Genomic DNA, 13,698 nt, shown 5'->3' on the forward strand with positions numbered 1-13,698 from the left:
GCCTCCAGTCCGTCCTTGGGTGCGTCTAGAACAGCGGCCAGGGCACGGCGGGGCCGTGACCGGGCGGCGGCGGGAAGATCCCGACGGCGCGCAGGGCCGCGCAGCGCGCCCGGAGCGTGTCGATCTCCTCGTCCGTCAGGTGCTCGGCGAGCTCGTCGCCGAGACCGCCGCGCAGGGCGTCGGACACCCGGTCGAGGCCCTCGAGCTCGTCGGGACCGAGCGGCTCCCCGATCCAGCCCCACAGGACCGTCCGGAGCTTGTGCTCGACGTGGAAGGTGAGCCCGTGGTCCACGCCGAAGCGGTGGCCGTCGGGCATCGCGAGCACGTGCCCGCCCTTGCGGTCGGCGTTGTTCACGACGACGTCGAAGACGGCCATCCGGCGCAGGGCCTCGGAGTCCTCGTGCACGAGCGTCACGGGCTGGTCGTGTTCGTCGATGGCCTCGAGCACGGGCAGCCAGGGCGAACCGTCCGCCTCGGCGAGCTCCGGTGCCACCAGGTCGACGGCGTCCTGCTCGGGGTCGACGTCCTGCCAGCGCTGCACCATGCCGGGCCCGAACGGACCGTCACCCATCCACGTGGGCGGGACGACACCCCAGCCGAACGCCTCGGAGACCAGGTGCGCGGCGATCTCGCGGCCGGCGAGCGTGCCGTCCGGGAAGTCCCACAGCGGGCGCTCGCCCTCGACGGGCTTGTAGACGACGGTCGCACCGTCGAGTTCGGCGAGGAAGGTGGCGTTGGACGCCTCACGGATGCGCGCCCGGACGGACAGCGAGCCGTCGCTCATGCGTCGCCGGGCGGACGACCGGCGGCGACGACCTCGCGCGTGCGCTCGACGAAGGCCCGGGCGGTGCCGACCGGGATCTTCACCTGGAACAGCTCGGCGGGCTCGGGGATCTCGACGACGGCCTCGATCTCGATGCCGTCCTCGCTCTCCTCGGACACGATCTCGACCTCGTCGTCGATCGGGTACGCCTCGATGACGACCTGCGCGGTGGACGGGTCGAAGCCCAGGCTCAGGGCCCCGGCGCGGAACTCGGCCTCGACGGGCTGGTCGAGCGGCTCCGGGTCGCGGAGTTCGACGGGCACCGACGGCGGCACGCTGAAGCGGTTGTCGTCGACGGTCGCGACCTCGTCGAGGAGCTCGTCGATCTTGTCGGCGAGCACGGCGGTCTGCTCCTTCTCGAGCGCGACGCTGGTGACGCGCCGGCCGGAGCGGGCCTGGATGTAGAAGGCGCGCTCACCCGGACGGCCGATGGTGCCGACGACGAGGCGGTCCGGCCAGTCGAAGCCGTGGACGATGGTGGGCATACCCGCATTGTAGGAGCGCTCGGCTCCGCCCGTTCAGGGTCGGGCAGGACCCGCGGGCGCGTCGGGCGCGTCGGGCGCCGGACGCCCGGTGCCGGTGTGCGCATCGGGTGCCGGGTTGCCCGCGCCGCCGCCGACCGCGGCGTCCCCGCTGGGTGCCGAGGCGGTGCGCAGCCAGGACAGGTCACCGGACTCGGTGTTCGTCGCGACGACCTCGGGGCGGTGCTCGCCGTAGCGCACGACGGACACCGAGGCCGGGCCGACGCCGATGCGCTGGAACAGGTCCAGGTGCATGCCGAACGCGTCGGCGAGGACGCTCTTGATGATGTCGCCGTGGCTCACCGCGACCCAGACGGCGCCGGGTCCGTGCTCCGCCTCGACCTCGGCGTCGATGCGCCGGACGGCCGCGACGGCCCGGGACTGCATCGTCTGCATGGACTCACCGCCGGGGAACACGACGGCGCTCGGGTTCGCCTGCACCGTGCGCCAGAGGGGCTCCTTCGCCAGGTCGGCGAGCTTCCGGCCCTGCCACTGCCCGTAGTCAGCCTCGGTGATGGCCCGCTCGATCAGCGAGGCGGGTGCACCGGTCTGCCGGTCGGTCTGCCGGTCCGTCTGCCGGTCCGTCTGCCGGTCCAGGATCGCGCGGGCGGTCTGCCGGCAGCGCTCGAGCGGACTCGACACCACGGCGACGACGGGCACCGCGGCGATGCGCTCCGCGGTCCGCTCGGCCTGGGTGCGGCCGACGGCGTCGAGTCGCACGCCGGCGGTGCGTCCGGCCAGGACGCCGGTGGCGTTCGCGGTGGTGCGTCCGTGACGGACGAGGAGGACGGTCGCCATGCGCCCGATCCTAAGCGCGGGACGCGGTCGCCCTTGACGGGCCGCCCGGGGACCGATCAGATGGGGGCATGGCCGGGCGGCATCGACTCGCACTCTTCGCCACGTCGACGGTGACCGGGTTCGGGATCGCGACGTGGATCACCCGGACGCCCGCGATCCGCGACGAGCTCGGAGCCTCGATCGAGGCGATGGGCCTCGTCCTGCTCGGGCTGTCGATCGGGTCGATGATCGGGATCCTCGGCGCCGGGGCGCTGGTGCGACGGGTCGGCAACCGCCCGCTCATCCTGCTCGGGGGCGCGCTGCCCGTCGTCGGCATGGTGCTCGTCGCGCTGCTCGCCCCGGCGCAGGTGACCGCCGGGGTCTGGGCCGGGCTGTTCCTGATCGGCTTCGGGGCGGGCGTCGCCGAGATCGGGCTGAACGTCGAGGCCGCCGCGGTCGAACGGCAGATCGGGCGACCGGTCGTGCCGGTGCTGCACGCGTGCTTCAGCCTCGGCAGCGTGGTCGGTGGGGTCGTCGGCATCGCCATGACGGCGGCGGGGACCCCGGTCCGGGTGCACCTGCTCGTCGGCGCCGCGGTGATGGCCGCGCTGGCGGTGTTCGCGGCGCTGAACCTGCGGCCGGTGCCCCGTGAGACACCGACCGATGCGTCCGCCGATGCCCCCGGCACCCGCAAGGGAGCCCGCCGCTCCGTCCTCACCGTGCAGCTCGCCATGATCGCCGTGATCACGCTGGCGATGGCCTTCGCCGAGGGTGCCGCGAGCGACTGGCTCCCGCTGCTGATGACCACCGACCACGACGCCCCCGAGTCCGTCGGGTCCCTCGTGTTCACCGGGTTCGCCCTCGCCATGCTCATCGGTCGTGCGGCCGGCACCCCGCTCGTCGCCCGGTTCGGACGCGCCCCGGTCGTCCGGGTCTGTGCCGCGGTCGGTGCGGTGGGGGTCCTGCTCGTCGTGCTGTCACCGAGTCCGGTCGTCACCGCGGCGGCCGCCGGCGTCTGGGGTCTGGGCATCGCGCTCGGGTTCCCGCTGTCGATCTCCGCCGCCGGCGACCACCCCACCGACGGCGACCGCCGGGTGTCGGTGGTGGCCACCGCCGGGTACATCGCGTTCCTGGTGGGGCCGCCGCTGCTCGGCTTCGTCGGGGAGCACCTCGGCCTGCAGACGGCGATGCTCGTGCCCCTCGTCCTGCTGGTCGCGGCGTTCCTGGTCGCCCCGGCGACGCGGGGACAGGACACCGGGCGGACGATCGAGCCGGCGGAACCGGCGCGTCGGCCGTCCGGTCGGTAGCGTCTCGGGCATGCCGTTCTTCCGCGACGCCCCGCGCCCGACCACCCCAGCCCCGCCGTCCAGGGTCCAGGCCGCGTGGTCCGACTCCGCCGGACACCTCGCGACCCGGTGCCTGCAGCTCATCATCGTCGTGGTGGTCGTCGCCGGCATCGTCTGGGCGAGCAACATCCTGAGCGTCGTCACGATCCCGGTGCTCCTCGCGCTCATCATCGCGTCGGCCATGCACCCCGTGGTGTCGTGGCTCCGCAAGCACCGGGTGCCGTCGGTGCTGGCCACCCTCGCGGTGCTCATCGGCGTCCTCGCGATCCTGGGGCTGATCGGCTGGCTCATCGTCGTCGCGGTCGAGAACCAGTGGGCACAGCTGCAGAAGTCGGCAGTCGACGGATTCGAGCAGCTGCAGACCTTCGCGAAGACCCTGCCGTTCTCGATCTCCGACAAGCAGATCGACGACGCCGTCGCCGGGGCCTCCGACTTCGTCACGAGCGCGCAGTTCGGCTCCGGTGCCCTCGCCGGAGCCTCGGCCACCGCGAACTTCCTGACCGGGCTCGTGCTGATGATCGTCGTGCTGTTCTTCTTCCTGAAGGACGGCCCGAGCATCTGGGAGTTCCTGCTCCGCCCCTTCACCGGTGAGCGCTACGCCCGAGCACGTCGCGTCGGCGACCGGGTCGTCTCGACCCTCGGCGGGTACGTCCGCGGGACGGCCACCGTCGCTGCTGTGGACGCGATCGGCATCGGTGTCAGCATCGCGATCCTGGGCGTCCCACTCGCCCTGCCGCTGGCCGTCGTCGTCTTCATCACGGCGTTCATCCCGATCGTCGGTGCCACCGCCGCCGGCATCCTCGCCGCCCTGGTCGCGCTCGTGGCCCTCGGCCCGGTCAAGGCGCTCATCGTGATCGGCATCGTGATCGTCGTGAACCAGCTCGAGGGCAACTTCCTGCAGCCGGTCCTGATGGGTCGCACCCTCAAGCTGCACGGCCTCGTCATCCTGATCGGGCTGACCGCCGGCACCGTCCTCGCCGGCATCACCGGCGCGATCATCTCGGTGCCGCTGATCGCCGCCGCCTGGGGCGCGATCCTGGTCTGGGACGGCCCGAACACCCCGGCACGACCGTGGCGGAAGAAGCGCAACGAGGACGTCACCGCGCACGAGCTGCCGCAGGGCTGATCCGGAGCGCCGATCCGTGAGGCGCGTTGCGGACATCCGCTTCGCGCAGCGGCCTTCCACCCAGCAGGATGGAGGAGTGCTCGTCTCCATCGTCTACATGAGCCGTGCCGTCGTCCCCTTCGACGACCAGGCCATGGCGGTGCTGCTCGCGGAGTCCCGGCTGCGCAACGAAGCGCTCGGGGTCTCCGGGCTCCTGCTCGCCAAGGGCGGCCGGTTCATGCAGCTGCTCGAGGGGCCCGCGTGGAGCGTGCAGGACCGGTACGACGTCATCGCGAAGGACCGACGGCACGGTGAGGTGAAGTCCCTCGTGCGCGAGGACATCGAGCGCCGACGGTTCGACGGCTGGTCGATGGCCTACCGCGCGCTCGACGACTCGGACATCCGGTCCGAGGAGGGCTTCAGTCCCTTCCTCTCCGGCACGATGGACTTCCCGCGCTCGTTCGACCGGACCGGTGCGGCCTGGCTGCTGAAGTGGTTCCGCGACCGCGAGCTGCACGACCTCTGATCCGACCCCGCACGCCGTCACGGATCAGCCTTCGCCGAACGCGTCCTCGACGACGGCGAGCAGCCGGTCGCGGTGCTTCGGGTCCGCCGTCGCCGCGATCACCACGCGCCACATCGTCGCCACGGCCGGCATCAGGTCGGTGCGCCGCGTCCGGACGTCGGACACGAGCTGCACGCCGGTGAAGTAGGGCACCACCGTCGATCCGAGCTGCTCCGCGGTCAGGTCCGTCCGGAGTTCCCCGCTCGCGACCGCCAACCGGAACACGTCGACGATCCCGCCGATCCACTGCTCGTAGAAGCTCAGCGTCGCGGTCTGGAACTCGCCGCGCTCCAGCGACAGCCGGATCCCGGCCCGCACGATCGGGTCGGTCCGGAGCAGGTCGGCGATGCCGTGCGACGCACCGATCAGCGCGGCGACCGGCGAGCTGTCGGTGTGGCTGACGACGTCGAAGGTGCGGGCGTTCTGCTCGCCGATGACGCCGAGCGCCAGGGCGAGCTTCGTCGGGAAGTGGAAGTGCAGGGTGCCCTGCGAGACGCCCGCCGCGCGGGCGATGCCCGCGATCGTCGCGCCGGCGAAGCCGACGCGGTCGAACTCCTCCGCCGCGGCCACCAGGATCTGCTCACGTCGTTCCACGGGACCAGTCTCACAGTCTGGAGGGACGGGGCGGGCCCGCACCGTCCCTCCAGTCCGAGGGGTGGTGCGGCTCAGGCCGCGTGCCGGCAGTCCGAGGGGCGGCGCGTCTCAGGCCGCGTGCCGGCCGAGCGTGATGCGCTCCTCGGGCAGGTCCTGCAGGTCGCGCCCACGGAACCAGCGGAGCAGCCAGTCGGCGGGCGTGCCCGCCACCCCGGTCGGCAGGCCGGTGCGGTCGCTGAGGAAGGTACTGAACCCGGGCTCGTCACGGAGTTCGTCCCCGGTCGGGCTGCCGAACGCCATCGCCCAGCCGTCGAACCGACGCGTGCTGATGGACTCACGCGACAACGACTTCACGCCGGTGTGCCGCGGGTCGCGCTCGATCGCGGCGAAGCGGTCCTCGACGCTCCAGACCGGACCCTCGAGCACCTGCATGAAACGGCCGCCCTTGGCGAGCAGGAGCCCGGAGACGCCGAGCGCGTGGTTGCGGAGCCGCGCCTCACGCAGCATGGCGACCAGCTGGTCGTCGGTCAGGTCGTCGACGGCGACGGACATGTAGACGAGGGAGGTGAGGGAGGTCATCCCCTGCAGTCTGGGTCGTGGTCGGCGGCACGGTCAACGCGTCGTCCGCACACCGCACCGGACGGTGCGGCATGCGGACGACGGGCGGGGTGTCGGGTTTCGGGTTTCGGGTTTCGGGTTTCGGGTTTCGGGTTTCGGGTTTCGATCAGGTGAGGGCGAGCAGGTTGTTGACCTGTTCGTTGACCCCGGTCAGCGTCGAGATCGGCTTGCCGTTCGCGTAGACGTCGTCGAAGGCGGGCTGCAGCAGGGCCTGCACGTCGGCGGGGTTCTTCGTGACCGGGAACAGGAACGTGGTGTCCTCCTCGACCTGCCGGGTGAACGCCGAGACGTCGAGCCCGCGCTTCCGGAACGACGCCACGGCAGCCTCGGTGCCAGCGGGACGAGCGGGGAACACGATCCCGCTCTCACCGACGATCCGCTGCGCCTCGTCGCTGCCCAGGAACGCCACCCACTTCGCCGCGGCCTCGGGGTCCTTCGCCTGCTTCGTGATCGAGTCGCCGAGCCCGTTGAACATCGACGCACGGTGACCCGACGGGCCGATCGGGGTCGGGGCGACCGCGACGTCGAGGTCCTCCATGCCGAGGTACGAACCGATCATCCACGAGCCGTTGAACGACAGCGCGCACTTGCCGGCGCCGAGCTGGACCTCGGGCCCGGTCGTGGTGGAGAACACCCCGTACTTCGCCATGTAGCCCTTCTCGGCCAGCCGGTAGTACCAGGCGAGGGTGTCCTGCACGACCCGCTCGTCGTAGCGGAACCTGTCGCCCCACGGGTTCTCGTTCGTGTAGAACCAGTCGACCGATCCGGTGAACGGCGACCACTGGGTCTGTCCGAAGCCGTCGCCGCCCGAACCGTTCGACGAGATGCCGTAGACGGCGACGTCGTCCTTGTCGAAGCCGTCCTCGTCGCCGCGGCGGCCCTTCGAGTCCACCGTCAGCCGCGCGAGCATCCGTTCGAACGTGCCGCCGTCGTCCGGGTTCCACTCGAGCGACCCGAGCTCCTCGGCGGAGACCCCGGCGTTCGCCATCGCCTTCCTGTCGTAGAACATCGCGACGGTGTCCCAGTCCTTCGGGGAGCCGTAGCGGTGGCCGTCCTGGCCCTTCCACAGTTCGGCGAGCCCGGACTGGTAGTCGTCGTCACGGATGCCCTTCGTGGCGTCGAGTTCGTCGAGCTTGTAGAGCACGTCGAGGTCGGCGTACTGCGGGAACTTCGTCAGGTGGTCGGTGAAGACGTCGGGCGCGGTGCCGGCGATGAAGCCCGCGGTGAGCTTGGTCCAGTAGTCGTTCCACCCGAGCTGGGTGATCTTCACGGTGATGTCCGGGTTCGCGCGGTGGAACGCGTCGGCGACGGCCTGGTACGCGGGCTGCTGGTTGGCGTCCCAGAGCCAGTAGCTCACGGTGCGCGCACCCGACCGGTTCGTCGTGCGGCGACCGGGCGACGAGCAGGCGGCGAGCGCACCGAGGGCCAGGGCGGAGGCACCGCCGGCGAAGAGCGTGCGGCGGGTCAGTTGGTTCGTCATGGTGTTCGTCCTGTCCGACAGCCGGGTCACTTGATCCCGGAGAAGCCGATGGAGTTGACGATCCGCTTGGCGAAGACGCCGAACAGCAGGATCATCGGGAGCGCCGCCACCAGGGTCGCGGCCATGAGCCCGGCCCAGTCGGTGCCGGACTGCGGGGTCTGCGACTTGAAGACGCCGAGCGCGACGGTCAGCACCCGCGAGCTGTCGGTGTACGACACCATGAGCGGCCAGAAGTAGTCGTTCCAGCTCGTGATGTACGTCAGCACGGCGAGGGTGGCGATCGGGGCCGCCGCCATCGGGATGACGAGCCGGAAGAACACGCGGACCTTGCCGGCGCCGTCGATGAGCGCCGCCTCTTCGACCTCCTTCGAGATGCCGAGGAAGAACTGCCGCAGGAAGAACACCGCGAACGGGGTCATGAACATCGTCGGCAGGGCGATGCCGAGCAGGTTGTCGACGAGCCCGAGCTGCTTGATGAGGGTGAAGTTCGGCAGCAGCGTGAAGATCGCGGGGACCATCAGCCCGGCCAGGAACACCCCGAACACCTTGTCGCGACCGGGCCAGCGCAGCCGGGCGAAGGCGTAGGCGGCCGCTGCCGAGAAGAACACCTGGCCGACGGTGACGAGCGTCGACACCAGGATCGAGTTGAGCAGGTACCGCCAGAAGTTCAGCGCGGCGCCGGAACCACCCTGCGCCAACGCCTCTTCGGTGGACTGTAGGCCGAAGACCCGCTCGAACCCGCCCAGGCTGAACCCGACGGGCAGCAGCGAGGTGGGGTCGGAGTTGATCGCGGTGTTCGACGACAGCGCGGTGCGCAGGATCCAGTAGAACGGGAACAGGGTGACGACGATGACGAGGATCATCGCGACCCAGGCGAGCACCCGGCCGAGCGACGGGCGTCGACGGTGGCCGGCGCCCATCCGCGGCGGGCGGGACGTGGTGACGGAACGGGTGAGTGTCGTGGTCATGGCGCTTCCGTTCAGTCCAGGTCGGACTCACCCGAGCGGGTGAGGCGGTACTGGATGATCGTGATGATGCTGAGGACGATGAGGAGCGCGACCGAGACCGCGGACGCGTAGCCGAACTGGAACCGGCCGAACGCCAGGTTGTAGATGTAGTTCTGCACGACGTTCGTGGCGTTCGCGGGGCCGCCCTGCGTGGTGACGGCGACGGTGTCGAACACCTGGAACGACCCGATCACGGTGATGATCAGCACCAGGGACAGGATCGGGCGGAGCAGTGGCACCGTGATGCGCCAGAACATCTTCCACTCGCTCGCACCGTCGATGCGTCCGGCCTCGTACACGGTCTCGGGCAGCGACTGCAGGCCGGCGAAGATGAGCAGTGCCGTGTAGCCGACGTGCCGCCAGACGTTGATGAGCGCGATCGAGGGGATGCCCCAGACGTCGCTCTGCAGGAACGGGATGCGGTCGAGCCCGAGTGCGGCGAGCATCTCGTTGCCGATGCCGAGCTGGGTGTCGAGGATCCAGAGCCAGACCAGGGCGGCGACGACGTTCGACACCAGGTACGGCGCGAGCACGATGCCGCGCACGAAGGTCGACTTGGTCAGGCGGTGCATCATCACGGCGATGAACAGCGCGACGACGGTCTGGATGACGATGTTGATGAGGACGTACTCGACCGTCACCACCATCGAGTGCCAGAAGATCGAGTCCTGCACCAGGCGGGCGTAGTTCTGCAGGCCGGTGAACTCGGGCTCGGTGAGCAGGTTGTACGACGTGAAGCTCAGGTAGATGCCCCGCACGGTCGGCCAGGCGAGGAACACCGCGAACCCGACGGCTGCCGGGGCGATGAAGACGAGCGCGAGCCACAGGTCGTTCCTGGGGCGGCGCCGTGGTGCGGTGGTGCGGGCACGGGCGAGGTCGGCGGACCGACTCCTCGGTCTCGTGCTGGCGGTCGTCAAGGGTGACGACACAGGGCTCTCGGTTGCCATCGCGACTCCTTCGTCTGCGGTGGACTGACGTGCAGCAGTCCGTGAGCCGGGAATCTACACGTGGGGACCACTGCTGGCAAGAGGCTCTTTCCGGGCTGTCGACAGGGGTTGTCACGTGTAGACAGGCTGTGTCAGGATGGCGCTCGATCGCATCGGAGCGACCCGCTCGGCGACGCATCCCACACCCCTGGAAAGGTCACTGATGATCTCTGTCGGAATGGTCGGCGCGGGCCAGTTCGCCCCCCAGTTCGCCAAGCTGTTCAAGCTCCACCCCGACGTGGACCGGGTCTACGTCACGGACCTCGTCGGCGAGCGCGCGTCCGAACTCGTCGAGACGCAGCACCTCGACGGCACGTTCCCGGACTTCGACGCCGTCCTCGCCTCGGACGTCGACGCCGTCGCGATCTTCACGCAGCGCTGGACCCACGGCCCGCTCGTGGTCAAGGCCCTGCGCGCCGGCAAGCACGTGTACTCCGCCGTGCCGATGGCGATCTCGGTCGACGAGATCCGCGACATCATCCAGGCGGTCCGCGAGACCGGCCTGACCTACATGATGGGCGAGACGAGCTACTACAACCCCGCGACGGTGTTCGCCCGCAAGCAGGTCGCCGCCGGCGCCTTCGGCCGGGTGTTCTACGCCGAGGGCGACTACGTGCACGACATGGACCTCGGCTTCTACGCCGCGTACCAGTACAGCGGCGGCGACGAGTGGAAGCGCACCGCCAGCTACCCGCCCATGCTCTACCCGACGCACTCGGTCGGCGGGGTCCTCGGTGCGATCCCCGGGCACGCGGTCAGCGTCAGCTGCATCGGCGTCAAGGACGACCGCGGCGACGGCGTCTTCGACAAGGACGTCAGCCAGTTCGACAACGACTTCTCGAACGCCACCGCCCTGTTCGAACTCGACAACGGCGGCGTCATGCGCATCAACGAGATGCGTCGCGTCGGCTACCCGTCGCACATCCGTGAGTCGCGCTTCCGCTACTTCGGCACCGAGGCCAGCTTCGAGCAGCTCGCGAAGACCAGCGTCTGGCAGGACAAGGAGGACTCGTACGACATCAGCGACAAGATCGACACCCAGGCGACGATGTCCCTCGACGACCCGCGCCTGGCCGACGTCGACCCGTCCCTGCGCGACGCGTTCGTCTCCGGCTACGCCGAGGTGCACGACACCGACCGTCTGCCCGCCGAGTACGACGGTGTGCCGACCGGGCACGAGGGCAGCCACCAGTTCCTCGCCGACGACTTCGTCCGTGCCGTCGTCGACCGGACCCTGCCGCCGGTGAACGCCTGGACCGCCGCGCGCTTCACCCTGCCGGGCATCATCGCCCACCAGTCCGCGCTGCAGGGTGGCGCCCGCCTCGACGTGCCGGACTTCGGTGACGCCCCCGAGACGACGAGCGCTGCGACGGCGAACGCACCGACGTCAGCGGCCAGCACGTCGTCGGCTACGATCGCGTCCGAGTAACACGTGTCGTTCGGGTGCCGGTCCGTCGTGGGCCGGCACCCGAACGACGCTCCCGGACCCGACGAAGGTGGCACCCGTGACCGTCCCGACGAACCCCAGGGCGGTCACCCGTGCGGACGTCGCCCGCTACGCCGGGGTCAGCACGTCCGTCGTCAGCTACGTCGTGCACGACGGACCGCGCCCCGTGGCCGCCACCACCGCCGCCCGGGTGCGCGAGGCCATCCGCGTCCTCGGCTACCGCCCGAACGCGAGCGCCCAGGCCCTGCGCACCGGCTCGTCGAAGATGCTCGGCCTGATCGTGCCCGAACTCGACAACCCGTTCTGGTCCGAGCTCGCCGTCGCCGTCACCCACGCCGCCGCCGCACGCGGCTACGACGTCCTGCTCGCCAACAGCGACGGTGACGCCGCCCAGGAGCGCGAGCGACTCCGCAGCCTGTCCGCGCGCCAGGTCGACGGCATCATCGTGACGAGCATCATGACCCACCCGGACCTGTCGACCGTCACCGACCCCGGCCTGCCGATGGTCCTGCTCAACACGTTCTTCGAGGTCCCCGAGTACGCCAGCATCGGTGTCGACGCCCTGCGTGGCGCTCTCGACGGCACGCAGCACCTGGTCGAGCACGGCTACCGCTCGATCGGCCTCGTGATGGGGCACACCGGCTCGATGGAGCTCCGCGAGCAGGGCTGGATGCGTGCCCTGCGCCAGGCTGGCCTGCCCGACGGGCCCATCGTCCGCACCGACTTCACCCGGCGCGGTGGCTACGAAGCCGGCCTCCGCATGTTCGCCGACGAGACCGGACCCCGAGCCGTCTTCGTCAGTTCGGACATGCAGGCGATCGGCGTCATGCGCGCACTGTGGGAACTCGGTCTGCGCGTCCCCGAGGACGTCGCGATCGTGTCGTTCGACGGCGCGGCCGAGGCGGACTACACGAACCCGCAGCTCACCACGGTCCGGCAGCCGATCGAGACGATGGCGGTCGCCGCGGTCGACCGTGTGCTCGGCCTCGACGCCGACAACCAATGGCACCGCGACCTGGTCCCCGCCGAGTTGGTCCTCGGCGCGAGTTGCGGGTGCGACGTGCGGCGCTGACGCACCCAAAAGCGGACTGGAGGTTCGGGGGCGGGGCCGCCACGGGCCTCCTGTCCGTCAGCCGGTCGTGTTCAGGACGCCGGCTCCATGACGGCGCGGAGGCGCGCGGTCGGGATGCGCTCCTGCGCATCCACGGTCACGGCGGCAGCCTCGACCGCCTCACCGGTCTCGGCGTCGACGAAGCGCAGGTCCGACGCCCGCTCGGACGGCCGGTGCCGGTCGGCCCAGCCGCCGAGCGCGAGCAGCACGAGCGACAGGTCCCGGCCGGCGTCGGTCAGGACGTACTCCTCGCGGGCACGGGCGCCCTCGGGCTTGTAGGTCGTGCGTTCGAGCACTCCCCCGTCGACGAGTGAGGCCAGGCGTGCGGTCAGGACCTCGCGCGGGATGCCGAGGCTCTGCTGGAACTGGCTGAAGCGGGTCGAGCCATCGACGGCGTCGCGGACGATCATGAGCGTCCACTTCTCGCCGAGGACGTCGAGGGAGCGTGCGATGGGGCAGCGCTCGTCGCCGCCGAGGATGCCGAGCATGCGTTCATCCTAGCTGGGTTCGATTTCCGGACACAACGTGCTAGGTTCGGTTTCCGTACTCAACTTCTCTCGTCTGGAGCACTCATGACCGACCTCACCAATGCCGTCGTCCTCGTCACCGGAGCGAACGGGGGCCTCGGCGCCGAGTTCGTCCGCCAGGCCCTGGAGCGTGGCGCCACCAAGGTCTACGCGACCGCCCGCAACCCCCGTACCTGGGACGACGAGCGCATCGTCCCGCTCGCCCTCGACGTCACGAGCCAGGAGAGCGTCGACGCCGCGGCCCGCACCGCAGCCGACGTGACCGTCGTCGTGAACAACGCCGGGATCGCCGGCTCTGACCCGCTCGTCGACGTCTCCGTCGAAGAGGTCGAGCGCATCTTCGCCACCAACGTCTTCGGTGCACTCCGCGTCGCCAAGGCCTTCGCCCCCTCGATCGCCAACGGTGCGCTGGTCGACGTGCACTCCGCCCTGAGCTGGGTCGCCCTCGCCGGCGCGTACTCGGCGTCGAAGGCCGCGTTCTGGTCGATCACGAACTCCCTGCGCCTCGAGCTCGCACCCCAGGGCACCCAGGTCGTCGGCGCCCACCTCGGCTACACCGACACCGGCATGACCGCCGACCTCGACGTCGAGAAGTCCGACCCCGCCGACATCGTCCGGTCGATCTGGGACGCGGTCGAGGTCGGCGAGCACGAGGTCCTCGCCGACCAGGTCAGCCGCGACGTCCGTGCCGGCCTGAGCGCCCCGCTCACCGCGCTCTACCCGATGCTCGCCAGCGCCTGAGGCCGGTTCTCGTCGGGACGGTGACGGTTCTGGTTCGCGAAGACCCGGGT

At 70.5% G+C, this 13,698-nt stretch carries 15 protein-coding genes; 6 read left to right on the forward strand and 9 right to left on the reverse strand.

The genetic code is table 11. From position 1 onward, the window contains the following. Window positions 1-25: 25 nt before the first annotated feature. Genes DEJ19_RS14275 through DEJ19_RS14285 form a run of 3 tightly spaced genes read right to left on the reverse strand, consistent with a single transcriptional unit; the run spans window position 26 to window position 2,142 of the window. On the reverse strand, window positions 26-784 hold the full coding sequence (locus tag DEJ19_RS14275) for an SCO1664 family protein (protein ID WP_111087262.1): 759 nt from the start codon (window positions 782-784) through the stop codon (window positions 26-28). Further along, entirely contained in the window at window positions 781-1,308 is a 528-nt protein-coding gene (locus tag DEJ19_RS14280; RefSeq protein ID WP_071406497.1) for a DUF3090 domain-containing protein, read from the reverse strand. The genes DEJ19_RS14275 and DEJ19_RS14280 overlap by 4 nt, the downstream gene beginning before the upstream one ends. Before the next feature lie 33 nt (window positions 1,309-1,341). Then, window positions 1,342-2,142, reverse strand: a complete 801-nt coding sequence (locus DEJ19_RS14285; RefSeq protein ID WP_111233836.1) for an MSMEG_4193 family putative phosphomutase — start codon at window positions 2,140-2,142, stop codon at window positions 1,342-1,344. A gap of 68 nt (window positions 2,143-2,210) precedes the next feature. Here DEJ19_RS14285 and DEJ19_RS14290 point away from each other — a divergent pair, with 68 nt between their 5' ends. The 3 genes from DEJ19_RS14290 to DEJ19_RS14300 all read left to right on the forward strand — a co-directional run bounded on the left by DEJ19_RS14290 (window position 2,211) and on the right by DEJ19_RS14300 (window position 5,098). Further along, window positions 2,211-3,428: an MFS transporter gene (locus DEJ19_RS14290; protein WP_111233835.1), complete on the forward strand. Its 1,218-nt coding sequence runs from the start codon at window positions 2,211-2,213 to the stop codon at window positions 3,426-3,428. Window positions 3,429-3,438: 10 nt separating this feature from the next. Continuing rightward, window positions 3,439-4,593 (forward strand): AI-2E family transporter, encoded by a 1,155-nt coding sequence (locus tag DEJ19_RS14295; protein ID WP_111233834.1) that lies wholly within the window; start codon window positions 3,439-3,441, stop codon window positions 4,591-4,593. Window positions 4,594-4,669: 76 nt separating this feature from the next. After that, window positions 4,670-5,098, forward strand: a complete 429-nt coding sequence (locus DEJ19_RS14300; RefSeq protein WP_111233833.1) for a BLUF domain-containing protein — start codon at window positions 4,670-4,672, stop codon at window positions 5,096-5,098. A 24-nt stretch (window positions 5,099-5,122) separates the two neighbouring features. Here DEJ19_RS14300 and DEJ19_RS14305 read toward each other — a convergent pair whose 3' ends face one another. The 5 genes from DEJ19_RS14305 to DEJ19_RS14325 form a co-directional block, all read right to left on the reverse strand. Beyond that, window positions 5,123-5,731 carry a ScbR family autoregulator-binding transcription factor gene (locus tag DEJ19_RS14305; protein ID WP_146250700.1) on the reverse strand — a complete coding sequence of 203 codons (609 nt, stop codon included), beginning with the start codon at window positions 5,729-5,731 and terminating at the stop codon, window positions 5,123-5,125. Window positions 5,732-5,839: 108 nt separating this feature from the next. Beyond that, complete coding sequence (locus tag DEJ19_RS14310) at window positions 5,840-6,310, reverse strand: BLUF domain-containing protein (RefSeq protein WP_051596847.1); 471 nt, start codon at window positions 6,308-6,310, stop codon at window positions 5,840-5,842. 145 nt (window positions 6,311-6,455) lie between these two features. After that, window positions 6,456-7,829, reverse strand: a complete 1,374-nt coding sequence (locus DEJ19_RS14315) for an ABC transporter substrate-binding protein (RefSeq protein ID WP_220035336.1) — start codon at window positions 7,827-7,829, stop codon at window positions 6,456-6,458. Window positions 7,830-7,855: 26 nt separating this feature from the next. Next, the gene (locus DEJ19_RS14320) at window positions 7,856-8,797 is read right to left on the reverse strand and encodes a carbohydrate ABC transporter permease (protein WP_027466099.1); all 942 of its coding nucleotides are present in this window, start codon (window positions 8,795-8,797) and stop codon (window positions 7,856-7,858) included. An 11-nt stretch (window positions 8,798-8,808) separates the two neighbouring features. Next, complete coding sequence (locus DEJ19_RS14325) at window positions 8,809-9,783, reverse strand: carbohydrate ABC transporter permease (protein WP_258377449.1); 975 nt, start codon at window positions 9,781-9,783, stop codon at window positions 8,809-8,811. Between the two features lie 202 nt (window positions 9,784-9,985). On the opposite strand from DEJ19_RS14325, the gene DEJ19_RS14330 reads away from it, so the two are divergent. Continuing rightward, complete coding sequence (locus DEJ19_RS14330; RefSeq protein ID WP_502869778.1) at window positions 9,986-11,251, forward strand: Gfo/Idh/MocA family protein; 1,266 nt, start codon at window positions 9,986-9,988, stop codon at window positions 11,249-11,251. 76 nt (window positions 11,252-11,327) lie between these two features. After that, window positions 11,328-12,341 carry a LacI family DNA-binding transcriptional regulator gene (locus tag DEJ19_RS14335; RefSeq protein WP_258370904.1) on the forward strand — a complete coding sequence of 338 codons (1,014 nt, stop codon included), beginning with the start codon at window positions 11,328-11,330 and terminating at the stop codon, window positions 12,339-12,341. A gap of 71 nt (window positions 12,342-12,412) precedes the next feature. Here DEJ19_RS14335 and DEJ19_RS14340 read toward each other — a convergent pair whose 3' ends face one another. Next, window positions 12,413-12,868, reverse strand: coding sequence for a winged helix-turn-helix transcriptional regulator (locus tag DEJ19_RS14340; protein ID WP_111233830.1), 456 nt, complete (start codon window positions 12,866-12,868; stop codon window positions 12,413-12,415). An 84-nt stretch (window positions 12,869-12,952) separates the two neighbouring features. Here DEJ19_RS14340 and DEJ19_RS14345 point away from each other — a divergent pair, with 84 nt between their 5' ends. Next, window positions 12,953-13,648: an SDR family oxidoreductase gene (locus tag DEJ19_RS14345; RefSeq protein ID WP_111233829.1), complete on the forward strand. Its 696-nt coding sequence runs from the start codon at window positions 12,953-12,955 to the stop codon at window positions 13,646-13,648. Window positions 13,649-13,698: the final 50 nt, after the last annotated feature.

It is taken from the genome of Curtobacterium sp. MCSS17_016 (assembly GCF_003234255.2).
Taxonomy (GTDB): domain Bacteria; phylum Actinomycetota; class Actinomycetes; order Actinomycetales; family Microbacteriaceae; genus Curtobacterium; species Curtobacterium flaccumfaciens.